At 49.9% G+C, this 22,828-nt stretch carries 19 protein-coding genes; 6 read left to right on the forward strand and 13 right to left on the reverse strand.

Annotated features, from left to right (window positions below):
- Positions 1 to 19: 19 nt before the first annotated feature.
- On the reverse strand, positions 20 to 580 hold the full coding sequence (locus ACYQ3G_RS14755) for a FlgO family outer membrane protein (protein WP_459826879.1): 561 nt from the start codon (positions 578 to 580) through the stop codon (positions 20 to 22).
- Positions 577 to 1,209 carry a hypothetical protein gene (locus ACYQ3G_RS14760; protein ID WP_459826881.1) on the reverse strand — a complete coding sequence of 211 codons (633 nt, stop codon included), beginning with the start codon at positions 1,207 to 1,209 and terminating at the stop codon, positions 577 to 579. Before ACYQ3G_RS14760 ends, ACYQ3G_RS14755 begins: the two co-directional genes overlap by 4 nt.
- Before the next feature lie 497 nt (positions 1,210 to 1,706).
- Here ACYQ3G_RS14760 and ACYQ3G_RS14765 point away from each other — a divergent pair, with 497 nt between their 5' ends.
- The 3 genes from ACYQ3G_RS14765 to ACYQ3G_RS14775 all read left to right on the forward strand — a co-directional run bounded on the left by ACYQ3G_RS14765 (position 1,707) and on the right by ACYQ3G_RS14775 (position 3,628).
- The gene (locus ACYQ3G_RS14765; RefSeq protein WP_459826883.1) at positions 1,707 to 2,312 is read left to right on the forward strand and encodes a recombinase family protein; all 606 of its coding nucleotides are present in this window, start codon (positions 1,707 to 1,709) and stop codon (positions 2,310 to 2,312) included.
- A gap of 119 nt (positions 2,313 to 2,431) precedes the next feature.
- Positions 2,432 to 2,833, forward strand: a complete 402-nt coding sequence (locus ACYQ3G_RS14770) for a Ros/MucR family transcriptional regulator (RefSeq protein WP_459826885.1) — start codon at positions 2,432 to 2,434, stop codon at positions 2,831 to 2,833.
- 102 nt (positions 2,834 to 2,935) lie between these two features.
- The gene (locus tag ACYQ3G_RS14775) at positions 2,936 to 3,628 is read left to right on the forward strand and encodes an SOS response-associated peptidase (RefSeq protein WP_459826887.1); all 693 of its coding nucleotides are present in this window, start codon (positions 2,936 to 2,938) and stop codon (positions 3,626 to 3,628) included.
- 78 nt (positions 3,629 to 3,706) lie between these two features.
- Here the strand turns inward: ACYQ3G_RS14775 and ACYQ3G_RS14780 are convergent, their stop codons facing one another.
- Positions 3,707 to 4,249, reverse strand: a complete 543-nt coding sequence (locus ACYQ3G_RS14780) for a thermonuclease family protein (RefSeq protein WP_459826889.1) — start codon at positions 4,247 to 4,249, stop codon at positions 3,707 to 3,709.
- Positions 4,250 to 4,432: 183 nt separating this feature from the next.
- Between ACYQ3G_RS14780 and ACYQ3G_RS14785 the strand changes: the two genes are divergently transcribed.
- The 3 genes from ACYQ3G_RS14785 (at position 4,433) to ACYQ3G_RS14795 (ending at position 7,661) form a co-directional block, all read left to right on the forward strand.
- On the forward strand, positions 4,433 to 4,867 hold the full coding sequence (locus ACYQ3G_RS14785) for a helix-turn-helix domain-containing protein (RefSeq protein WP_459826891.1): 435 nt from the start codon (positions 4,433 to 4,435) through the stop codon (positions 4,865 to 4,867).
- A 5-nt stretch (positions 4,868 to 4,872) separates the two neighbouring features.
- The gene (locus ACYQ3G_RS14790; RefSeq protein WP_459826893.1) at positions 4,873 to 7,116 is read left to right on the forward strand and encodes a VIT domain-containing protein; all 2,244 of its coding nucleotides are present in this window, start codon (positions 4,873 to 4,875) and stop codon (positions 7,114 to 7,116) included.
- An 83-nt stretch (positions 7,117 to 7,199) separates the two neighbouring features.
- Complete coding sequence (locus ACYQ3G_RS14795; protein WP_459826895.1) at positions 7,200 to 7,661, forward strand: hypothetical protein; 462 nt, start codon at positions 7,200 to 7,202, stop codon at positions 7,659 to 7,661.
- Between the two features lie 140 nt (positions 7,662 to 7,801).
- Here the strand turns inward: ACYQ3G_RS14795 and ACYQ3G_RS14800 are convergent, their stop codons facing one another.
- From ACYQ3G_RS14800 to ACYQ3G_RS14845, 10 genes are all read right to left on the reverse strand, one after another.
- Entirely contained in the window at positions 7,802 to 9,535 is a 1,734-nt protein-coding gene (locus ACYQ3G_RS14800) for an NERD domain-containing protein (protein WP_459826897.1), read from the reverse strand.
- Positions 9,536 to 9,537: 2 nt separating this feature from the next.
- Positions 9,538 to 14,274, reverse strand: coding sequence for a protein NO VEIN domain-containing protein (locus ACYQ3G_RS14805; RefSeq protein ID WP_459826899.1), 4,737 nt, complete (start codon positions 14,272 to 14,274; stop codon positions 9,538 to 9,540).
- Between the two features lie 204 nt (positions 14,275 to 14,478).
- Complete coding sequence (locus tag ACYQ3G_RS14810; protein ID WP_459826901.1) at positions 14,479 to 15,492, reverse strand: hypothetical protein; 1,014 nt, start codon at positions 15,490 to 15,492, stop codon at positions 14,479 to 14,481.
- A gap of 237 nt (positions 15,493 to 15,729) precedes the next feature.
- Entirely contained in the window at positions 15,730 to 15,924 is a 195-nt protein-coding gene (locus tag ACYQ3G_RS14815; protein ID WP_459826903.1) for a hypothetical protein, read from the reverse strand.
- Between the two features lie 254 nt (positions 15,925 to 16,178).
- Positions 16,179 to 17,921 (reverse strand): cobaltochelatase CobT-related protein, encoded by a 1,743-nt coding sequence (locus tag ACYQ3G_RS14820; RefSeq protein WP_459826905.1) that lies wholly within the window; start codon positions 17,919 to 17,921, stop codon positions 16,179 to 16,181.
- 71 nt (positions 17,922 to 17,992) lie between these two features.
- A complete protein-coding gene (locus ACYQ3G_RS14825) occupies positions 17,993 to 18,739 on the reverse strand; it encodes a Fic family protein (RefSeq protein ID WP_459826907.1) in 747 nt (248 codons plus the stop codon).
- A 66-nt stretch (positions 18,740 to 18,805) separates the two neighbouring features.
- Positions 18,806 to 19,804, reverse strand: a complete 999-nt coding sequence (locus ACYQ3G_RS14830) for a DUF3150 domain-containing protein (RefSeq protein WP_459826909.1) — start codon at positions 19,802 to 19,804, stop codon at positions 18,806 to 18,808.
- A gap of 40 nt (positions 19,805 to 19,844) precedes the next feature.
- On the reverse strand, positions 19,845 to 20,126 hold the full coding sequence (locus ACYQ3G_RS14835) for a hypothetical protein (RefSeq protein WP_028576715.1): 282 nt from the start codon (positions 20,124 to 20,126) through the stop codon (positions 19,845 to 19,847).
- 391 nt (positions 20,127 to 20,517) lie between these two features.
- Entirely contained in the window at positions 20,518 to 21,504 is a 987-nt protein-coding gene (locus tag ACYQ3G_RS14840; RefSeq protein ID WP_459826912.1) for an AAA family ATPase, read from the reverse strand.
- Between the two features lie 76 nt (positions 21,505 to 21,580).
- Positions 21,581 to 22,783: a hypothetical protein gene (locus ACYQ3G_RS14845; RefSeq protein ID WP_459826914.1), complete on the reverse strand. Its 1,203-nt coding sequence runs from the start codon at positions 22,781 to 22,783 to the stop codon at positions 21,581 to 21,583.
- Positions 22,784 to 22,828: the final 45 nt, after the last annotated feature.

Genomic DNA, 22,828 nt, shown 5'->3' on the forward strand with positions numbered 1-22,828 from the left:
AGCCTTTTTAATCATAGCTTCACTTATTTTGCTTACTTCGCAACAATGAAGATACATTCCTATCAATTGGCAAAATATAATCGTGAGCTGCAACAATAACATTATCGAAATTACTCACGGCTTTAAGGTTAATATAAACAAAATTATTTGCAACTGAATATGTCCCAACTACAACCGCTTGCGCTCTATGATTTCTCATTACTTCAGAAATTTCACGAGACAGCAGCAACTCCCCTTCACTTCGCTTTACAAATATATTACTTCTCAATTTCAATTCAACTACCTGATAACCGAGATTTGTCAGTCTCGAACCGATTTGTTCAGAAATCGTTCTTCCAAGCCGTGACGATTCTGTCAATTCATCAATATTTACAATTGTCGAAACAACTAATGGGACACGATTATCAAGCTGCTGAGTCAAAGATGACATTAAAGCATCTGTAGCCTTATAATTCGCCTCAACAAACTTACTATTAGCAGCATCTGCATATGTCGGATCAACCATAATAGACTGCTGCGCTCCAGCAACACATCCAGAAACAAACAGTAAAGATATTATTGTTAAAATAATTTTTCTCATTGTCCCACCACCTTCAAATCTCGAACAGGAATTTGCTGCGCCTTTGGCAGAAACAGTCGAATATCTTCACCATCAACATAGTAAACATCACTCTTTCTCATTCGATAATTGCCATTTTCAACAATTGACGTATTAACAATTAATTCAGAATCTGTAGGCCCATCAGTCAAATAGGTCCAAGTTGAACCGTAATCTTCGCTTCGACCGTTTTCTTGCAAATTCCTCGAAACAAGAACCATAGATTGAAGCGGTGAATATTTTCTGTCAACCCCATGCCTTACAACTTGAGTATCGTATTTAATCAAAACAGCATCATTTGGATTTTCTGTAACTAAAATTCCGCTATTTACCAAACCTGTTATTACAAAATTTCGAAATGCTGCATTGAATGCTGAATACCCATTTTGACTTGATTCAATAAAAACAGGTCTACCTTTCAAATCATCATTGTAATCTAAAGATCTTTTCGTTTCAGCGACAACATCATTTGCAATAACGTCCCAGTGGTGTGGAGCACGCAATTTCTTTTGAGTGCTCAGAGAAAAATTTTCTGCAACTGGAACCTGATTCGCGCACCCTACTGCGCTACAAACAATCAACACCACAGCACATAGCCACCTTCCAGCCATAAAGAACCTCCTCGTTCGCCTACATTTGATCATGGAAAATTTAACGCCATCTTCACCAAAATCCACATTAAGGTCACTTATGCTTTAGAATTTTCCGAGCCAGAGCTATCATAATTTCGAACTAAATCAACTTCATTTTCATGTATGACAATATTTTTAAATTATGCCTCATAAATCAGACTAACTATGTAAGAATTGCTTTTAAATTTTGTTTAAGAAAAAAAATTCTTACAACTTAAACTGTTACATTTTTAAAAGTCACATATTTTTGTATGACAGCTACAATATCTCGTTGAGCAACTTTCGAGATTCCAATCAGCGGTATCAATTCTAAAAGTAAAAATTGTTATACCCTTTCTGGGCACAGTTATGGGCACGAGAAATCGTGTCCATAACTATTTGTTTTCGATGTTTTGGGCACACTAGTTGTTTACATCTAGATCTTTTTTGGGCACGATCAGCCCTTCAAAACGCGAATTTCAATTTCGAGGATGCCGATGAAGGGACGTCACGTGGGGTATGTCAGGGTCAGCACACACGACCAGAACACAGTCCGCCAACTGGCCGACTGTAAGGTCGATTTCTGGAAGATTTATGAAGAGAAGGCATCCGGAAAGAATACTGACAGGCCTGAGCTCTTGGACTGCCTATCGCGCCTTGACGAGGGCGACACCTTGTGGATCCACTCCATCGACAGACTCGCCCGCAGCCTTCAGGATCTGCAAAACATTATCAGTCAGCTGATTGCAAAAGGCGTCACCGTAAAATTCGTGAAGGAAAACCTGACGTTCACCAAGGATAACCACGACCCGTTCACCAAGCTGCTTTTCGATGTCCTGGGCAGCTTCGCGGAATTCGAGCGCAATATCCTTCGGGAGCGTCAACGTGAGGGCATTGAAAAAGCCAAGGCAGCGGGAAAATATGCCCATGGAAAAGGCGGCAGGAAAAAAAGCGTGGACCGGGTCAAGGTACGCACCCTTAGAGAACAAGGCATATCGTTTCGCAAGATCGCTGAACAACTTGGGTGTAGTCTATCCAGTGTTCAGCGTGTCATTTACGGCGAAAAGCAGTTACCTACTCTAGCGGTGAATGTGGAGGTATGACGAATATTCCTCCCATGCATTCCTTGTGAAAAATTAATTTTTCTGCGCGACAATTGACATAGGTACGATTTATGCTTGAGTATCACCTACATAATTATCCCAACTAATCAGGAGACTCCATGGAAAATTATCTCAAGCAAGCAATCGAAATCGTCAAAGCCCAGGCATCTGTCCGTAAAATGAACGAGGAAGAGATCACGTCCATGATCAAAGCCTTGGCTGGGAGCATCCGTGGAGCAGCAGAAGGTGTTGCACCTGCCGTCGCGACTGAAGCTGCTGTCGACCCCAAAAACGCCATCCGAGAAAAAAGCGTCATCTGCTGTGAGTGCGGCAAGTCATTCAAAGTTTTGACGAAGCGTCATCTGGCGACACACGACCTCACCCCTGAACAGTACAGAGAAAAATACGGCTATAAGAAAGGAACGTCCCTGGTGGCAAAATCACTGGCCCGTGACCGCCGCAAGACGATGCAAGGCATGAAGCTCTGGGAAAAACGCAAGAAGGCACCCAAGGCCGAATAAGTAGATCATCAGGCCGGGCTCCCCCTCACCAAGGGAGCCAGCCTCTTGCTCCCTATCATCGGCGGACACCGCCTCTGCTGAACCTAAGCGCACGAGATACCCATGTGCGGACGATTCTCCCTTCCAGACGAACCAGCGGTTGCCCATATCCTGAAAATTGACCGCTGGAATTGGCATTGGCCGGAACCGCGCTTCAACGTGGCTCCGACAACCCTTGTGCCAATGGTCCTCAGGGCCGACGATGCTCTGTTGGAACTGAACGGCGCGCGTTGGGGGCTCATTCCCCATTGGTGGAAGAAGGATGCGCCGCCATCCCTGACCTTCAATGCCCGGTCCGAAGAGGCGGCGGAGAAGCCGACCTGGCGGCACAGCCTGCGCAGGTTGCGCTGCCTGATGCCAGCACGCGGGTGGTACGAGTGGAATGAAAAGGAACTGGTCAGGAGCGACTCGGGCCGGCAGGTGAAGCAGCCCTACTACATCTGCGCACCGAATGCGGAAGCCATCGCCTTCGCCGGGCTTTGGGCCGTGTGGACAGGGCAGGACGGTACTCAGGTGCTTTCCTGCGCATTACTCTCCATGGAGGCAGCGCCAGCCATCGTTCATATCCATGACCGCATGCCTGTGGTCCTCAAGCCCGAACACTTCGATGTCTGGCTGGACCCGAACACACCAGAGCAGGCCGTCCAGGAAATCATCGCCGACTCACGGAATGAATTCGACAGCTACCCCGTGAGCATCAGGGTCAACAACACGCGCAACGACTTCCCGGAACTGCTCGTGCCCCTCAAAGCCTGATTTTACTGCGCCACGCAAACGTTCCAGGCGGATTCCCTCACAGACAATCACCGATGGCGATGCCTGGCTCGATGGTCTTCAGAACAGCAGACGAACCGCTTTGCGCAGAAATTTCTCGACCCACGACATCGACGTCCCCCTTTCATCACGGCGCCACTGCCACGGGGGTGTTGGATCCTTGTCGGCCCACAGCCCTGCCCCGCTCGACTTCGCTTCAACTTCGAGCCCGCCCCATTCGCCACACACCCAATCCTTGCAGTATTGCCTGTACAGCCAGGCGTGGCCGGATCGCAGCTGCGCGGCATTGACGTCCTCTGCGTCCACAAAGACCCGCGCCACGGTGCGTCCATACCTGTCCGTATCCATGACTTCGATTTGCACCGATTGCCTGTACACCATCGACGACAGATACTGCTTCGAGGCCTTACCGAACGGCTGGCCGGACTCGGGAGCGTCAATGCCGTAAAGCCGGATTTTCACCTGCTCTTGCCCGTCACGCAGGACGGTGATCGTGTCGCCGTCGGCGATTCCGACAACCTTGCCGGTCCATGCCCACCCTGCTCCGGCTTGGAGCAGGACGAGTTGAAGAAAAAGAGCTGCCCCGACCGCGATGGTACCCATCCACCTTTTACACCTCATTTCCGGATCAGCCATCCCTGATTGCGGTTATTTCACCAGCGGCAATTCCGCCCGCTCACCTTAAAGACACTCGCCTTTCATATCAACGATAACAACTATCAACCTGTTTTTACGTATTAATAATCATACACAGATTTTTTATGACACTTTACAAAAACATAAAAAATGTCGCATAAAGAATCCGTGAACACATACGAAAACAAACTTAGCATAGACGAAGTCAGCAGCCTAACTTCGGTGTCACCAAGGACTGTAAGATTTTACATACAGAAGGGACTGGTAGACCGCCCCGTGGGACAGCGCAAGGCAGCCTACTACACGCGGGAGCATGTGCGGCAACTACTGGAAATCGAAAAGTGGAAAACTGCCGGAGTGTCCCTGGAAGCCATTCGAGGGATCATGTCAGGGCAGCAGACAGTAGCTGGAGTGCCAGAGCAAATGCGGCGCCCTGGTGAGGTCCGCCTATGTTCGAGGATATGGCTAGCACCAGGCTTGGAACTTCATCTCGATCCCTCAGAAATCAGACTCGACGTTGACCAGTTGCGAAGTCTGACTGCAAAAATCGCCGACCTAGTATCGTCTATGACCATCAAGGAGTGAAGCGCATGTATTTCGACAACACTGCTCCAAACATGAAAACAACACAGTCCCACAGCGTCTGTCTGCAAGGCGCAAATGTTCACGTAAATATCCACGACTATCTAGCCCATACTTGCATGACCTACAACTTTCTTAACGAAGAAGTCGAAAATATTGAGGCTGTTTACACCTTCCCCCTGCCCATCGACGGCGTGCTCACCGCTCTGCACGTTCAGATCGGCGAGCGCGAGATGCACGGCGTGGCCGTGGAGAAGAGCCAGGCACAGGAGGACTACGAACAGGCCATCAGTGAAGGCGACTCCCCCATCATGCTGGAGCGCATCGATTTGGGCCTTTACTGTCTAAACGTCGGCAACATCCTTGCTGGTGAGCAGGTCGTGGTGACTATTGAATTTATGGAGGTATTAACCCTGAAGGCCGACGAGGTGCGATACGAACTGCCTACCACTCTCGCCCCACTTTATGGCAGTCCAACTGAACGCGGCCTGGAACCACACCAGTATCCGGTCAACGATCTTCTCATAGATAATCGCATGACCATTAAGATTGATATAAAAGGCAGCTTGGCTGATGCGAACATCCTGACCCCAAGTCATACCACCCTTCTGACTAGAGCAGAAGGCCGAACCTGCTTAACCTTTTCTGGACCAGTTCCCTCAATGGACCGAGACTTTCTAATAGTCTTCCACTCAGAAACTCTTCCCCGGGCTTTTGCCCTCAGCGCCAAGGACAAGGACTGTTACGTGGTACTAGCTGGATTCACACCTCAATTCGTCACTGCCGCGCCCGCGCGAAGCATCAAGATAGTTGTGGATTGTTCAGGCTCAATGGGCGGGGAGTCAATCCTTCAGGCTAAGGACGGCCTGCTCAGAATCCTGGACCGGCTAAGACCCGAAGACCATTTCAACATTATCCTCTTTGGCTCTTCCAGTACTGCTCTCTTCAACAGGCAGCAGCCAGCTGAAGAGAAACAACTCAAAGCAGCTAGGATTATGGCACAATCTATGACTGCGGACATGGGAGGCACAGAGATGGCGGACGCATTGGTAAAAGCATTGGCTTCAACTTCGCCGGAAGGCTTAGCTGAAGACATCCTGCTCATCACGGACGGCCAGGTCTGGAACGTTTCATATATCTCAAACAAAATTGTCAGACAAAAGCATCGGATTTTCAGCATCGGAGTAGGTTCTTCAATGGAACGCGGAGTACTCTCCACCTTATCCTCGAAGACTGGTGGTAAAGCCATCTTTGTCAGCCCACATGAGGATATGGGCAAAAAGGTTTTTCAACACTTTAAACGAATGACTCTGACTTCGACAGAAAAACCAATATTAGATTTCAATGGACTCACTCCTTTAGATCTTGCCCCAAGGAATCTAGGACCAATATTTAACGGAGACATGGTCTTGACCTGTGTTTGGCTAAGTACGCTACCAGAAGGGATAAGTTTCAATCTCAAAACACCGACTGGTCCTATTTCTCTATATACATCAATCAGAAAAGATAAAGAAATAAGCGAACTGCGCCGATTTGCAGCGGCCATGAAAATCCAAGATGTTCCAGATACGCAAGCAACATCCCTAGCTCTAGACTTCAATTTACTTAGCCCATATACTGCATACGTTGCTATTCTTAAAAGAGATAACACTGAAAAATCAATTATTATACCAAAGCTGAAAAAAATCCCCCATAACGTCCCAAACAGTTGGGGCGGTATAAAAAGTGGTAACGGGCAAGCAACTAGCTTCATAGCGCCTATGTACTGCCGTGCACGAAAAATCGATCAGACATTAAATAATTTAAATAAAGAGAAAACATATATATGGCAGGAAGAGCTAATAAGTACTGCGATCAATTTCGCATTTATTTATTTTAATGATGAGAAAGGAATTGATTTTAAAATTTTAGAATTATGGAAAACACCAAAAGATATTTTAGAAAAACTCCGCAATGTGCAGGAAAGTATACCACAAGCAGATCGAACAACAGAAAAAAATCTAGGCTTTGCCTTCATCATAGCCATTGCCAAGAAATGTAAAAAATTTTCGCGCAACGATATACGATTAATCCGCAAAACATATGGCCCCGAGAAAGCAATACTTACTAAAGGAGTAATAACAAAAATTGAAGAAATTGCGACGGAATGTGTCTCAGATCAGTATCAATCATATGACAAAAAGAATAGCATTTTGGAATTACTTGGCAAGATGTTTAAATCGCTTTCAAAACAAAACTTTATTCCTAAATAGCTTAAAATTATTATTCGACATACAACCGTGATTAACTTTCATAATCTAATATCGACTAAATTTATTTATAAAGGAGTATAAACATGGAAAACGAAATTAAGTGCCTATCATTCTTAAATGGTGAAACGATTATTTGCACAATAAAAGACGGTGTCATATTTAATGCTTTTAAAATCGATACATATACTGATAAAGAATCAAAAGAGAGGAGTTTTATATTCATACCAATACTTAAATGTAAATATGACCAAAATTTAAACACAGAAGAAAGTAAAAATATTCTTAATAACAATAATCTTATTTCTTGTTATGAACCAGCAAACACTGTTAAAAGTGCATACAAGTATTTTATTGAAACGGAACAATTTGTTGGACAAGTAATGATGAAATACTTACGCGAGTGCGGACCATCTAAAGAATGGGTCGATAATCTAAACAAAGAACTCGAAGAAGCAAATGCACATTTACCAAAAAAAAAGCCATTCTCTGATGGCAACATAATTAAAGGCGCTTTTGGCCCACACTTCGAAGTAATAGAAGAATAGGATGCTAAAAATTATGATATTTCGAAAAAAAGAAGCAAATCACGCTCTCGTATATGGCGAACTCAATCAATCTAACTAGAACTCATGCTGATTTGGAGTCCCGAACGTCTGTTTTCACCCAGATTCGGGTATGACGATTCCTAGGGCCGCTTTGATGGACGATGTACCTGAAGAGCCTTCAGGATAGTGGGTGTGCCGACAATACATAGCAACGACTTCGCTCGAGTTGCACCAACGTAAACTGTTTCCCATTGTTCTTCATCGATCACCTCGTCTCCCAGCCATAAAACTACCGCCTGCGACTCTAAGCCTTTGAATCGAGCTACTGTGTCAACCAATACCGAGCGACGAGTACCGTGACCTTCCATCGCCCACGCGATACTGCCATGAATGAGCTTTGATCTGAGTAACTCGTAGACATATGCTTTGGGCTTCTTGGCAACGAGAACTACGACATCTTGCGGACGCAAAGCCTCGTCCACCAACCATCCTTTTACGCGACGTGCGACGGCGTTGGCCTGCTGCTCATCACCGTCAATCGCTTCACGTTCTACAGCGGGACCTGGCAACTCTGGCCCGTCGATCATCTCTCCGGAATAAAATGCGTAACCTACGTCATGAATTGGAGATGTATTTCGGCAGTTAGATGTAAGGTAGTATGGATCATCCGGCACCGGCAGGTTGCCATGCCGGGGATACAGCGCCTGGTTCTCATCGATGAAAATATAAAGGAAGCCGCTGACTTCGTCGCGCAATAGCTCCTCAATTGCGAACCAGTATTCGTCACTGAAATCCTGCGCCTCATCAACAACAATTGCGTCGAACTTCTCTTCGAGCAATTCATTTGATAGTGCTAGTGCGTATGGCATTTGAACGTCAAACTGATGCTTGACGCTGTCTCCTGGATAGGCGTCCTGTGCCTCCGCCAGCAGATTTCGCCCGGTCGATGCCATGGCCTGTCTGACCCGTCTATCGCAGAGTTGATGAAAACTTAGGACTAAAATCCCTTTTTCATCTTGAAGCCCAAATGCTAGAGCGTCAGCCAGTGGCCGGTTATAGCAAAGCAGAAGTATCTGAAAGCCAGCCTGAGCAAGTTGCCGTGCTTTCTCAACCGCAATCAGCGTCTTGCCGGTTCCTGCCCCACCCGAAATGACGGCTCGCTTTCGGTTGCCAATTGTTCTCAGAACTTTGGCTTGGTTTGTCGTCAACCGAATGCGTTGCTGCTCAACATCATCAATAGTCGATCGAAGTGCTGGGCGAACCTCTATAGACCGACGTAGAATTTCTTCCGCAAGCCTGACGCCTTGCGAACCGAGCGGATCATCGCCTGCCTGCCTCCAGAATTGACACACACTATCGAACCACGCTCCAATCGCAGCGATATCTTGAGCCACGCCGATGATAGCGCGTGGCCGATCAGGTCCTTGAAGTGTCGTCGAGTCGTTGATGTCTGGAAAGAAGACGGCGTGGCCCAGTGTCAGGCGATTGCCTTTCCACTGTCTCCAAGCAGAGTGGCCGACCAGTTGGTCAAGCAAGGCGTGTCGCTCGTTCGATGCTTGGCGGAACGGATCCTTGATTTCGTGCCGCTCGCCGCGTCGGTCGACGGAATACCACCTGCCTGATCCGGCGTCGTGAGCGATACCGCCACCCTTGACCTCCACGGCAAAAATGCCCACTTGCGGGGCAAGTATCGTGAAATCGGCTTCACCTTCCCGTACTCTTCCGCGCGCGTCACGGTAGATCCAGCCCGCGCTGTGAACGACAACGATCTCGTTCGGCAACTGATCCCGACAGGCTTCATAGAAACGGGCCTCAGCTCGTGAACGGAACGCCTTGAGCTGCTCGTCGTTGAGTAACGGGATCATTCGAGCCATAGCTATTCCTTCGACAGGGTCATGGTGGCTGGATTGAAAACTTTATTGACCTGGCCGCTTTCGAAAACGATATGGAGTTTGTAGAATTGACCTTTTTTCCGCACACTTAATATTCGTCCTTTGCCGAGCCCAGGCAGATCGATATTTAGGCCTGCTTCGGGCTTCATGGGGACTGCGGCTTCGCTATGTGCGGCGGATTTCCATCCGGAATCGAAGCGGAACTGCTGTGTCAGGCCGTAGGGATTGTTCAAGAGATACAGCGTGCGCCGCTTCTCATCGGTCGCGTACTCGACAACGCATAGCCAGTAACGCTCACCGCGACGTTGAGCTTCCGCCAATTCGGTGGGTGTCAGAGCGACGCCGTCTTCAGTCCATGCCCCGCTTTGCCCCTTGACCTCGATGAACTCATCTTGGTCTTCGTGGGATACGGCCTTGATGTCGAAACCAGGATTGTAGTGAGGCATAGGCATCAAGGACTTCCAGCGAGCGCTCTGTGTCGCCATGAAATAGTCGACAGCGGCTTGAGCGGTGGCATCACGCGCCGCGACTCTTGCTGGATCTTCTTCTTTGCTTGCCCTCTCAGCATCAGCGGGAGAATCAGCATAGCTCATCAGTCGACCTCTTTTGGTGCGAAGGCCCCCTCCCTGCTTTCGGGCACGTCTACCACTCCCGCCTACAGATCGCTCGGATCTAGTCCCAAGTTGTGACACCGGCCGACTGGCACCATACGGGCCGGCAGCGACCAACCCGGAAGAGAGCGCAGTTTCTCCCTGTACCCCTGAGGAAGGGGCGCTCTGATCCGTCTCCCTGGTATCCTTCGTGTGCAGCACCGACGCAGGGCCTTCTGCTGAAGGCCTTTCGATCTCCTTATCCAAGGGTATACTCCCACAAGCAGGGGGTGAAGGCGATACCTCTTTGGAAGATTCTTGGTTCCCCGCCAGAGGTGAAACACTCGCTAAACCAGTAACCGCCGATTGTTGATCCTCTGGGGATGCAGCACCAGCTGGCTGACTGACCGCAGATGGTGTCCCAGCATAAGCAGGAATATTGTCATCGCTACTGTCTGCGCCAATTTTCTCAAAATTCTCAGGATCCTGGGCATTCATATCACGAACATCATCGGGAGTTGAGCCTGCTTGAGGCTCTGACTCTTCTCCCCATAGTGCCTTTTCGACGTCCAAAGGGAGTGGGCTGATTAGGCGAACTTTTAGGAAGTCTTCAGCTGCCTCCGCATCTTCAGCGAGCAGCAACCGGCTGATAATGTCGGCGAGCTCGTCAGGCGCCCCCAGGAACTTGCAGATTTCTATGGCAAGTTGGTCCTTTATCGATTTCGCGCCACGCTTGATCAGTATTCTGTTTCCTGTCGTTGTAATATCCCAGATCGCCATTCGTGAAACACTTGCAACGGTCACTTCGAGCCGAAGGCCGGAAACTTCGACGATTTCGAAGTTGCGAAGGCGTTCAAATAACCCCTGATCAAGTGAAGATTCAAATCTCTCGAGATTCTTACAGTAAAGAGCACGTCCGATATAGACCACCACTGATCTAAGCTTTGCGGTAAGATCTTCCCTTACCTGACCGCCATCCGCCTCTATGACTTTAACCTCGACAGAATTTGCAAGTGACTGAACCTTCACCGAGTTGAGCAGAGAGCGCACCCTCGGCAAATCCTCGAAGGGCACAACAAAGAGGGAGATGTCTTGGTCACTGGCGAATAGCGCCCCCAATTCTGGTGAATCATTAACGAACAGATTCTCATCATTCGCAACGAGTGCTCCATGCTGATTTAGGAATACGGCCTCAGATAAAAACGTGTCGAGCCAGTCGGGTGTCGGGATCTCTTTTCCTGTCTTGGGCGTCAAGTCACGACTTGCTCGCTTATATATGTCAATCGCTTCGCGAACTCTCTCTTTCTTAGACTCGACCTCACCTAGCCTTGAAAGGACAGCCACCATCTGGGATGTTGGCACCACCTCGGGGACCCCCAACTTGTTGATGAAGAACCCGGAAAAGTCAGGATACTGCCTCTGCAGCGGTGGATAGAACGAGTCTAGGAAGCTTCCGCTGGAACGCCACACGACTTCGGCGGGACGTGCCCAAATCGCGTGAGGCTCCTTTACTCTAATCAGCCCCTCCTGATTAAAGAACTGCTTGATCAAGGCGCCATCCTTCTCCCAGAGCCACTCCAGTTGTCGGTAGATTGCATGAAGCTGCTTCGTAGTATCCCCGCCGGCCGTTTTGAGTTGTTTAAGGCGCTTTATGCAAGCATTTGTATCAGCTCTATACGTAATACGACAAGCGTCTAAAAGTTCTACATGTTTTAGATCTGCATCAACGTAAACTATTGTATCACCGAACAGCTGTGTTATTTCCTCATTTTTGTAGTAGGCATCACATAACAAGATGTTTGCATGACTCTTTGTTGGCGCCTCCATCGAATATAGCGCTGCCTTAAAACTAGTGTCTCTTGTAGCGCCTCCTCTTAACGTATAACTTAGACTTCCGGAATAATCAGACCAATTCTGATCGATACACTCTAAAATAGTCTTTCGTACGGAAGACTGAGAAGATTTTAAAAGTTTTTGCAATTCTGCGGAACACTGATAGTCACCATTGTGTAGCTTAAGAATACGTGGTCCTTTAGAAACTCCAATTTGATAAAAGAATTGCCTCCACGATTTCGCTTCTTCATCAGAGTTATTAGTTGTAATAGACAAATATTCTGGAGATATGAGCAATTCATCTGAAGAATTATTGCTAAATAAACTTTCGATACAGAATTTTGGCCGATACTCTTTGCTAAGATATACTGATGCTGCCCGACCAAACGTCCACACTCCATCTATTTTTTTCTTAGTTCCGATCTTGATACAGTCACGAACGGCATTAAGTGCATCCTCTCGTGACTTTCCCGCGCTGACGGCGCCGGAAAGATACTGGTCGAGTTTGTGCTTGATGTATCGGAGATGACCAAGCAACGCTTTCCATTCAGATTCTATCCATTCTTTGCCACGGTGTCTGGGAAGGATATGCGAATTCACCAAATCGAAGGCATCATCATTCTTCACGTTGAACGCAGAAAAGAATTCGTCGATTTTGGTCGAGTGCGACTTCGCTTCGCTAAGCAGTTCGCTGTCGATGAGCGTGAGTTCGTGCTCGAAGCCGTACTCCGTACTTCGACTAAGTGGATAGAAAGCGCTGGTTATCGCGGGCACAACAAATGATCCCGTACTTGTCGGAATGCATGCGGTCGACATTAATCCGGCCTTGAGCAGAGCGGTTCTGTCCAAGTCAGCAAGATAGGCATACCACTTAGCCTTCCACTCTTTTGGCTGGGCGCTCAGCCACTCACCGTTTTGCCTAAACACGTTAACAATATCATGGTAATTAATCTGTTTCGCCCCTAAGCGTCTCAAAAGTGCTTCATTAGCTTCCACGCGGATATCTACATAGTCGAATCCAAAAAGCTCCTGAGCGGTGGAAGGTGGAAAGAGCTCTTGAAACTCCCGGCTAGCGATTCGAAGTTCATTCGGAATTCGCCAATTACCGCTGGCAGAAGGTAAACATTTCGCCCCTGAAAGGAGCGCTTCGATCTGGCTGATTACTGGCTTGAAGAAGGGGTCGACGATCTCCGAGCTGTTCGGAATAAATTGAAGGTAACTGAATGAAAGAGCCTCTGTTTTCTTGAACTCATCAATAGCATCAACGAAAGCTTTCGCGATAGAATCGCGGAGGCGTTGGTTCCACTTGCGGTCAATATGAATGTTTTCGCGGCTCGAACTGAGTATGAAGTCCGCCTGAATGGAAAATTTGAAACCAAATCGACGAATAGGAAGGAACGCGAAAACCTGCGAATTCGATTGAGGGTTAGCCTTCCCATTCGGATCAACGGGAAACGCAAGCACGACATAGGAGATATCCATATCCGACCGCTTCTCGTCACTCGCGTCGTGCATCGAAACAGGCATTGAGTGCCTAAGGAAGCGCGACTCTTCACTGTGAACCCTGCCATCCTCCTCGACAATAATACTTGCAAGGTCGGAGAAGCTCGCTTCGTCGACACGTTTGAATATTGTAGCTCTGTCGTTGTGCAGTATCTCCAGCTCTCGTAACTTAGTCAAAAATAGTAAAAGCTCAGCGTTTAGCCCCTCTAATATCTCTGCACCAAAATTTTGATCTGGTTTCGCTGGCAGAATAATCGTAGTTCCATCGTAAGACACATAGTCTGATTGATCTAACCATTCTGGAACAACATAACCAAGTAGGTTATCTTTGTCAGTTTTGTTAAATCGAAAGTGGTAGCCACTTGAATGAATCTCCGGCGCATTTGAGACGGTAAATACTGATTTAAACCCAATTCCTTTTTCACCGATGTAGCCATTCTTACACCTCTTTGAACTCTTACCCACATCACAAATCGCGCGGATGTGGTCTTTACTAAATCCGACTTCGTTGTTAGTCAGCAAGAGCCGCTGAGGTGAAATACTGAAACTAAGGCGTGGCAGAACTCCCTCAGGGTAAGTGTTATCGTCAGCGTTCTGTATTAGTTCGAGAACAAAATGCGTTTGCTTCGAGTAAAGGTCTTCCGCAAGAATCTTCAGCGTCCTGTCGAGTTTATCGCGCAGACTCTTCAAACGTCGTCGCTCTTGCTCCGATGCTTCAGGATCGACACCGTAATCTTCGCGTCTTATGTATTCAATATGTTCACGAGGATCTTGTTTATTTTCGTCGCTATTCATGCTCGTATTATTCATGTTTTATAGTCATTTTAGTCACATGGATGCGGTCATTTTCGCGCAAAATGCCAATCATAAAATCTTCAGAAAATCGTTTTTTTTCTCTTACTCTTTGTGGTAAAGAAAAAACAAATTGAAATCACGACTGATGTAAAAATGAAATGGGATTTACGTCTAACAGCAAATATAGTTTTAAATTTTTAAATATTAATATCCTAAATATTCCTCCGCGCTATCTAATAATTGACTGTAAATGTAATTATCAGATTTTTGAACACATATTTCTAAAAATTGTACGGCAAGTATTAAGTATTTTTTTGACTTGTCAAATTGATATAATTCACGGTACGAAACACCTAAATAATAATACAAAGCTCCCAAACCATCATTTTTAAATTTTTCGGAAAAATTATGTCTAATGCAATTCTCACAAAAATCTATGCATTCATCGAATAAATCATTTAAAAAAAGCGCTTTTATTATTCTTAAATTTAAATCGTCGATTTGACTTTTATCTACATTATTTTGCCGATAATTTAAAATTAATTTATTATAGCCATCAATTGCTCTTTCAAAATCCTCTTGAAACATATATACATTCGATAGATATTCAAGAACATTATTAGCTATTAAAGAATTATCCCCAAAATCAAACTTATATATATCGTAACATTTTTTTGCATAAAAAACAGCGTCTTTAAATTTATCACGACGCAACGGGTCATTTAAATAAAAATCATTCAAAAAATATGACAAGCTAATATAATAGCATAATTCTGCAACTTGTGGAGTATTCTTACCCCAAAAACCCTCAACAAGATCAAGTGACAAATTTATTAATTTTTTAACTTTCTGAATATTAGGTTGTGATCGTATAGACATCAGCGTAATGTTACAAACTCTCAAGTACCTTTCTACTTCACAGCTCACCTCACCATACATAGCTTCTAATTCAAGCAAATTAAATTCATCTGAACTCATATAAGCAGAAATAATTTTATCAACTTTATTATTCCATCCAATTAGTAATTTAATATGCTTAGAATATTCATCATTCATACCTAAATGCAGCGCATTATAAAATGCCATTCCCATGTAACTTAACTGATGCGCAGCTTCAAAACTTTGTTCACCATTTTTCTTTACAGCATCTAAATATAAAATATATTCTTTTTGCAAAGATTCTACCTGTTGTTTTTGATCAAATACATCTAAATACATACGCGAACCATTTCCACTTAAAATTTTATAACAACTACTTTGTATATGATTTTTTTCTACAATTTGTGCAAAATTGTCATACGCATAACGTAGATCGATTATTTTCGCAATCTTTACAACCCGTAAGACAAAAAAATTGACTACCAACTTAGACGTAGCGTCTTATGAGTGCACTAATATGCCGGCCCCACTCAAGCAAGAGGAAGCCGGCGTATTAATTAACAAATGACTCAAAGTTTACTTGTCTGACATAGTCAATGTTTCGTCTTGCTCTTCACAACAATGTTCTGGATCATCAGACGAGTCTGCGTTTGGCGACATCTGCGACATCACCGCCACTGCGAACACGCCGGCAACTCCTGCGATGCACCCGCCAATAAAACTCAGAATTTTTCCCATCCTGCCCTCCCTAGGCATGATTTCTTCAGTCATCGATGGTCTCCCTCACGATTTCTAATACAGCGATGGCGATCGCTATGGCTGGTCCCCAACTCATATGGTCTTCCCTCCTTTGTTGTGTCCGAGGATGCGGACGTTCCAAACATGTCCCAGACGGATGATGATCCTGTCAGGCGGACCGAGAATCGGCCCTTGGAATCTCCTTTCTTTCATAACGCTCCCTTTTTGGTTGAAACAAAACGGGGGACCATTGGCCCCCCGCGCGGTTGTTGACTGGCTGGAATGGATCAGCGCCCAAGAATCGCGCCCTCCAGCAGAGTGAACATGGCGGGCGCCAATTCCGCCATGGAATTCACCACGGCGCTGCGCCCTGGCAGGAGCACGTTGATGCCGGGGCTGGTGATCCCGATTCCATATATCTCGAAGCCCATCCTGCCCCCCTGCTCAATGGCCTGAGTCGCGCAGTCCAAAGAATCCGGCTCCCCATCCGTCACAACAAGGATGAGCTTTCGCCGCTCGTTCAAAGGCAGCATGTCCTGCATGACCCACCACAAGGCTTCCCCCATGGGCGTACCGCCTGCCGGGGCGAGGCCCAAATTGGAATGCAACTTCTGGCCGTGCGAGATGACGGGGGCGACGGTCGAGTAGGAACCGTTTGGCAACTGCGAACCGGGAAACGCGGTCACGGCGACATTGATCTTCGAAGCCTCCAGGGCGGAGGAGACGGCGTAGCAGGAGCAGCAGGCCAAGCGGATCCGGCGCACCATGGAGCCGGAGCAGTCGAGGAGAATATGCACGGCGGTATCGATCCCGATTCTCTCGGTCTTGGTTCGAAACAGTCTGGGATCCGAAACCGCTAGGCGATGAAGTTGTCCGGTGTCCAGACGCCCCCTTCTGCCGCTTGAAGCTCGTGCCAGGATCTTTGTCTGCAGGAGGCCCTGCAGTCTGGTCCGCAGCGCCATGGACGCCTGCCTCGCATCCAAGACATCGGCCTCGGTCAGGGGGCCAACATTTTTCGGCGTGGGTATGGCCACGGTGACGGCGCTTTCCTGGGAGTTCCGAGACGTGGCTTGCAGAGCGCCCGCCAGAATATCCCCAAGGCTTTGCGGGAGGTCGTCCTCCCCTGCCCCGAGCAGATCACGGACATGCCCTTTGGCCTGGCCCTGATTCTCGTTGCCCGAAGAAGACGCCGAGACGTCGGCATCATCTGAGCCGTCCCGACCATCATGGCCATCTCCATCATCAGGGGCTTCGCCCTGCTGTGACTCCCCTCCGCATTCAGACTGGTCGCTGTTGTCATCTTGGGTGCTGAGGGCATTTTGTTCGGAACGCCCGTTAGCACTTTGGTCATCCGGTTCGGACCCGACCTCCAGCGGTTCGTCCTGGTCAGGCGACACCGGTTGCTCGGTTGATTTCGCATACAGATCCAGAACGCGCACAATTTCTCGGGCGAAGTCTATGGCGTCCTGAGTCGAACGGCACCTAGTTCGAACCAACTTCAGCACATGTTCAACCTTCGGCCGCACTCCAGGAAAGGCCATGTCCAGCTGTCCCGCCAGAATGTCCCGTTTGCCAGACAGGGCTTGGACATCCCAGGACCGAACTTCGAGTAGGAGCCAGTTGAGAATGATGGCCGCAGGCTGAGCAGGCTCGTCATACGTCTCCGATCCGAAGACATGCGCAATCAGCCAATCGAAGTTCTGGCGGCACCCTGGGAATATGGACGCGAGTTTGTGCTCGACACGCCAGTCCTCGATTGTGTTCCACACATGCTTTTCGAGCGGCGAGAGCGAGGCGGCCTTCAAGGCCAGGAAGTCAGTATCCCGAACATGCCCGGCCTCGTGGTCCAGATATCCGCGAACCATGGCCAGAAGGGTATCCGGGACATCGCCCGGCAAGGATGGCAACCGGATGACCGTGCCGTCCGTATAAGCGTCAGTACCTCCTATCTCGACTTTCACCCCGTATTTTCGGCCTAGGACGCCTGCCACCAAGGGCAGCGAGCGCATCACGGCTCGTGTGTCGATCATCAAAGCCTCCAAATGCGAAAAGCCCCGGAGCTTGTGACTCCAGGGCTTTCGTTAGTTCGTTCGTATATGGGTTAGGCCATGCCGAGCAGGTACCAATAAGGATCAAAGCTTCGTTCGACCAACCGGGCAAGCTGCTGGACGAAAGGCGCGTAGTCCGCGTCCTTCCCCGCCTTGTCCAGATTCTCGTAATACGCCGCCCGATCCTCCACCGGGATGATGACGGTCGGAAACCCTGCCCGCATGAGCTCCAGATTCATGACGAGCCTGGAGGTTCTGCCGTTTCCGTCCCGGAAGGGATGGATGATGACCAGATCGGCATGCACCCTGGCCGCCCTCTCCACCGGATGAAGACTCCGGCCCTCACCACGGTACCAATCGAAGAAGCGCAGCATGCGCTCGCCGACGTGGAGGTGGTCAGGCGGGGTATGTCCAGCGCCGGAAATGATGACGTTGCAGCCCCGATAGCGTCCAGCTTCGCTGTCGATCCCCCGCAGGACAAGCTGATGCAATTCCTTCAATATGCGCTCGTCAAGCGGGACGTTCTCCTGCACCAGGCCTTCCAGGTAGGTGATCGCGTCGGCGTGGTTGATGGCTTCGAGGTGATGCCGCAGCGGTTTGCCGCCGATGGTCAGCCCCTCCTCCAGCACCACCTTGGTCTCCATGAGGGTCAGCGTGTTCCCCTCGATGGCGTTGGAGTGGTAGGTGTACTTGAGCACCATGTCCTCACGCAGGTTCCGGACAAGTTCCGGCGCAAGGGGGCGATGGGCGTCCAACTTGGACTTCAAAGCGTCCAGAATGGCGAAGGCGTCATGGTGCATGGGGGGGGGGTGTCCTTTTTGGCTTTCGGATTTGGTAAACGCGTTGCCCGTCCATGTCCAGCGAACCTACCACAAGCCGCAGTTGGGCAGTACCGGCTGCATGGGGATGTCCGGGAATATCGGCGGCAAATCGTCCACTGCTGCCACGATATCCACCTCATCCTGGGCGTCCAATTCCGGCATCTTCCCCTGCCCCTCGACAAAGAGGGACAGAAGGTCCTTAGAGGTCGTGCCGTCCATGATTTTCTGTCCATGCTCGATCAGAGCGTCAGTGTCCCGCAGCAGGGATACGAGGCCCTGGAGCATGAGCAGGTTCGCACCTTCGATCCTGCCGCGTTTGGGCAGGTGTTCGAACGCGGTGTGAATGAGGTCCGCAACCGGAGATACCCTCGGCTCGACAAAGCTCAGGCCCGAGAGCTTTTGATGGATGGTCCGCAAGGGCGATAGTGCCTTGCGGGTGATCTCGGTCTTTCCGGCAAAGCATTTGTGCCAGGCTTCCGTGGCCGCTTTGGATACTTCGCCGAACAGGGTCTCTCCGAGGCTCACCACCTCGTCTTTGAACCCTTCCATGACCGGATCGGCCGGATCGGGAGGAACGATGCGGTAAAGCCGCCAGATGAAGCCCATGCGGCTTCGGACATAGTCGGCGCTGACGGTCGAATCTGCGATGATCTGCTCCCAGCCCGAGTGTTTGGCGATCCAGTCCCGCACGGATTCGTCGTAGCGCGACAGGAAATCCTCCTTGGCAGCGTTGAAGTCCTGCAGGATCTGCTCAAGCTCGGTCACGATGGCGTCCGCCTGGCTTTCGGGAATGGCCCATCCGCCAAGGAAGCGAACACCGTGCCTGTCCAGCAGGCTCACGGCCCTGGCCTTCAAGGTCCCGAAGACCCGCAGGGCTTCCGGATCGCAGACCCTCTTACTGCCCAGGGACGCCAGATCCTCGGGGGGAAGTGTGGCCCCAGCAAAGTCCTCGGGGCTCAGTTTCTTTCGCGCCGTCCAGATGTTCACCTCAAGGTGCAGGGCCAGTAGGCTATCCAGGACCTTGATGTCGGTGTGCGTGTTCATGCTCTTCTCCTCAAATGAAAAGAGCGCCTGGTGTGGCGCCCTAGTTTCCGTTCACGATGATGAAATCCTGCCGGTCGATCTTGACCAGCACCCTGCGCCACATCTCCTGGATGGGACATTCGTTCTTGCACTCCCGGCTCTTGATGGTGCGAGTGACGCAGGTCTCAAATGGCTTGCTGTCAAAGCCTCCCACCCACATGCGGATGGTCAGCCCCAAGGTGTTGACCTCGGCCTTCCAGTGATAGCGAAACCCAGTCTCGGGAACTTGCTTGGCCAGTTCGATGGACCGGTGGAAAGGGAAATCCGATTGAGCTCTATTCATATAAATGCCCTCTTTGGTTGTTATGTTGATTTTCAAAATGTGACCCAGCAAAGCCGGTATCCTTCGTGGATCTTGGCCAGAGCCCTATCCATTATTTCCTGCACCGGGTTGCCCCGAGCACAACGGGCCAAGTCCAGGATCCGGCCTTGACCGGCGATGTTGAGTCGGCCCCACTGCAGGGCCAGACCGTTTGGATGAGCGACGGCTTTCCAAAATTTGCCGCCGTGGGGTGTGGATTTTTCTAGAAGAACGGAAGGTGGGTGTGCGCAGTTGGTCAGATAGGAGGGATTGGCAACCATGGCCTGCAGGACCGAGGTCATGGCCTGGCGCACTTTGGTCAGGTCGTCGGGAGTGTTTGCATCCTTTTGCGTTTCAGCAGCTGCACTCCTCTCTACTCCCCCATGGACTGCGGGAAGACGCGCTGAGCGAGCTCATGAAGCATGGCCCTGGTTTCCCTGGTGGCGCGAAAGCCCAGTGCCCGGTCTAGGGCGTAGGTCACAGGTTGCACCCCTTGCCGGGACAGGGGCTGAAAACGCACGGTCAGGTCGGCCCAGCGAAGAAGGGTCCGGGTCGAGAACGTGACCTCAATGCTGTTTGCGATCCCGACGCCGGCCTCACCCATGAAAAGCCTGCGGACCTCATTGGCGTATTCGACCATTTTCTTGCGGATCGTCTCGGGAAGTTTGGGACAGCATCCGCCCAGGAGTTTCTCCTCGGCGTCGCGAGCAGGATACCCCATCTCGCACAGCCAGAAGCGATCAAGAAAGGCGAGGTTCTGCCGAAGCGTTCCTTGATACAGGCCCGTCTCATCGGATCCGCCGTTGGTATTGGCCGTGGCTGCGAAACGAAACATGGGGTGCGGAATGATGAGTTCGCCGCCATTCTCGGCGATGCAAAGCGCCTCACCATCAAGGACGCCGTTCAAGCCTGTGGCAGTAGCCGGTTCGAGCAGGTCGATTTCATTGAGGAGAAACAATCCCCCGAACTTCATGGCCAAAGCCAGGGGGCCGTATTCGAATTCCATGCTTCCGTTGCGGACCGACAGGTGCCCCACCAGGTCGGGGAATTCCAGGCGACTGTGCCCAGTAACCTCGAAGACGGGATAGTTGAGCCTGGAAGCGAGCTGCTTGATGGCGGAGGTTTTACCCGAACCAGTGGGACCGAAGACATACAGAGGGTCGGAGATGTTCATGAGCCAGACCGCGATGTCGCGACTTGTCTCATGGAAAATGTAGCCTGGATCCGGGGTCGGCGTGTAACTGCAGGGGCCGCTATAGCCACGGATGACCCTACCAGAGGGACTGCCGCTGAAAACTGTTCCTGCGTCCAGCTCCATGGACTGGAGTTTTTCGAGTTCGTCGTGAATGGTGTTGGTCATGTTCTGCTCCATAAAATAGAAATTCCGGCCGCCCTGTTACGGGTAGCCGGGATCTGCTGGTTGATAATTTACCGAACTACGAACGCTTGTTGATCCTGCTGACGGTCAGCCGGTCAAAGGGTTTTCCCTCCGACTCGCACTTGGCGATAATCTCATCCGCCTTCCCCTCACCAAGGACCGCCATGAGCTCCAAGCGCAATTGCTCCTTGTTCAGGGTACGCCTGCCATTTTGAGCCGAGACCCGGAACCGATGCTGCCCTGCGTTGATCCACGATCCGCCGACATCGCTCAAGGCATAGGCGGTCCTGAGCCCATCCTCGATTTCCGAAATTTCAACTTCGAGCTCACCTTGCCTAACCTTCAAATCCTTGAACCGGTCCAGCGTGTCGCTCCACTGCTGCTGGTCGAGCCCATCGAACTTCGGGCAATCAGCGTTGAATTCGCACCACGAACAGAGAGGATGGAAGCCGTGGGCAGTTGCCAGACCGTCGAGGCCTGCGCCACTAACCTTCGACGCGTCGAATTCGAGCCATAACTCTTCGGCTTTATTCAGACAGAGGGACAGCATGGTGTCGTCTGGCAAGTATGGACCGAAGGCCTTAGCATCCGACATGGAGAGGCAAAGCACCCAGGCTTCGATATCGACCAGGGATGGGTCGGCAGGCATCTCGATCCCAAACCTCGCGTGGCAGATCTGTGGGAACGTGAGCCCGGAGCACCCTTGCCTCTCAGTCTCACCATGGATGCCAAATGCCGGCTGATCCCAAAGCGCATGCAACAGCCCGACCTGGCCGTAGACCTGAGTTTCGTATGAAGAGTACAGCGTGGACGGGATTTGTTCGCAGCTCTTGAGCTCCAAAATCCTTACCGTGGGTTGTCCTACTGGGCTTGCGAAAACGAAATCCAAGTGCGCCCGGATCAGCACCCCATGGTGACTCATCGCGATTTCGAGTTGCTCGATCACGGGCAGGCGTTGTTGCCGGAAGACCTGGGCAATACCCGCTTCGAACCAGTGGCCGCGCTGCAGGCGCAGTTGTCTGGCTAGCAGCGACGGGAGGTCGTGTTGATGGGCAAGGTCGTCGCCAATCCCGAAGAGCTTGCGCCCCACCGCTGCACGTGGGCACTCCAAGGCACGGCCAATATCAGACATGCCGATGTACTGGCTTCGGTCTCCCAGCGAAGACGTGGTTCTTTGCATCGAGGATTCAACAAGCCCCTTGGCCAGAAGCGTCATGAGTCCATGGGCTCTGTCCGCTTGATCTTGAACAGAATCATTCATGCCTACCCTCCAAAATGACGAAGGCTGCCCGAGTGGAGCAGCCTT

This window comes from Desulfomicrobium salsuginis (assembly GCF_054657795.1).

Excerpts from the sequence above, each read along its gene's own strand:
- ACYQ3G_RS14755 (WP_459826879.1), bottom strand. The coding sequence starts at position 580 with ATGAGAAAAATTATTTTAACAATAATATCTTTACTGTTTGTTTCTGGA.
- ACYQ3G_RS14760 (WP_459826881.1), bottom strand. The coding sequence starts at position 1,209 with ATGGCTGGAAGGTGGCTATGTGCTGTGGTGTTGATTGTTTGTAGCGCA.
- ACYQ3G_RS14765 (WP_459826883.1), top strand. The coding sequence starts at position 1,707 with ATGAAGGGACGTCACGTGGGGTATGTCAGGGTCAGCACACACGACCAG.
- ACYQ3G_RS14770 (WP_459826885.1), top strand. The coding sequence starts at position 2,432 with ATGGAAAATTATCTCAAGCAAGCAATCGAAATCGTCAAAGCCCAGGCA.
- ACYQ3G_RS14775 (WP_459826887.1), top strand. The coding sequence starts at position 2,936 with ATGTGCGGACGATTCTCCCTTCCAGACGAACCAGCGGTTGCCCATATC.
- ACYQ3G_RS14780 (WP_459826889.1), bottom strand. The coding sequence starts at position 4,249 with ATGGGTACCATCGCGGTCGGGGCAGCTCTTTTTCTTCAACTCGTCCTG.
- ACYQ3G_RS14785 (WP_459826891.1), top strand. The coding sequence starts at position 4,433 with ATGTCGCATAAAGAATCCGTGAACACATACGAAAACAAACTTAGCATA.
- ACYQ3G_RS14790 (WP_459826893.1), top strand. The coding sequence starts at position 4,873 with ATGTATTTCGACAACACTGCTCCAAACATGAAAACAACACAGTCCCAC.
- ACYQ3G_RS14795 (WP_459826895.1), top strand. The coding sequence starts at position 7,200 with ATGGAAAACGAAATTAAGTGCCTATCATTCTTAAATGGTGAAACGATT.
- ACYQ3G_RS14800 (WP_459826897.1), bottom strand. The coding sequence starts at position 9,535 with ATGGCTCGAATGATCCCGTTACTCAACGACGAGCAGCTCAAGGCGTTC.
- ACYQ3G_RS14805 (WP_459826899.1), bottom strand. The coding sequence starts at position 14,274 with ATGAATAGCGACGAAAATAAACAAGATCCTCGTGAACATATTGAATAC.
- ACYQ3G_RS14810 (WP_459826901.1), bottom strand. The coding sequence starts at position 15,492 with ATGTATTTAGATGTATTTGATCAAAAACAACAGGTAGAATCTTTGCAA.
- ACYQ3G_RS14815 (WP_459826903.1), bottom strand. The coding sequence starts at position 15,924 with ATGACTGAAGAAATCATGCCTAGGGAGGGCAGGATGGGAAAAATTCTG.
- ACYQ3G_RS14820 (WP_459826905.1), bottom strand. The coding sequence starts at position 17,921 with ATGATCGACACACGAGCCGTGATGCGCTCGCTGCCCTTGGTGGCAGGC.
- ACYQ3G_RS14825 (WP_459826907.1), bottom strand. The coding sequence starts at position 18,739 with ATGCACCATGACGCCTTCGCCATTCTGGACGCTTTGAAGTCCAAGTTG.
- ACYQ3G_RS14830 (WP_459826909.1), bottom strand. The coding sequence starts at position 19,804 with ATGAACACGCACACCGACATCAAGGTCCTGGATAGCCTACTGGCCCTG.
- ACYQ3G_RS14835 (WP_028576715.1), bottom strand. The coding sequence starts at position 20,126 with ATGAATAGAGCTCAATCGGATTTCCCTTTCCACCGGTCCATCGAACTG.
- ACYQ3G_RS14840 (WP_459826912.1), bottom strand. The coding sequence starts at position 21,504 with ATGACCAACACCATTCACGACGAACTCGAAAAACTCCAGTCCATGGAG.
- ACYQ3G_RS14845 (WP_459826914.1), bottom strand. The coding sequence starts at position 22,783 with ATGAATGATTCTGTTCAAGATCAAGCGGACAGAGCCCATGGACTCATG.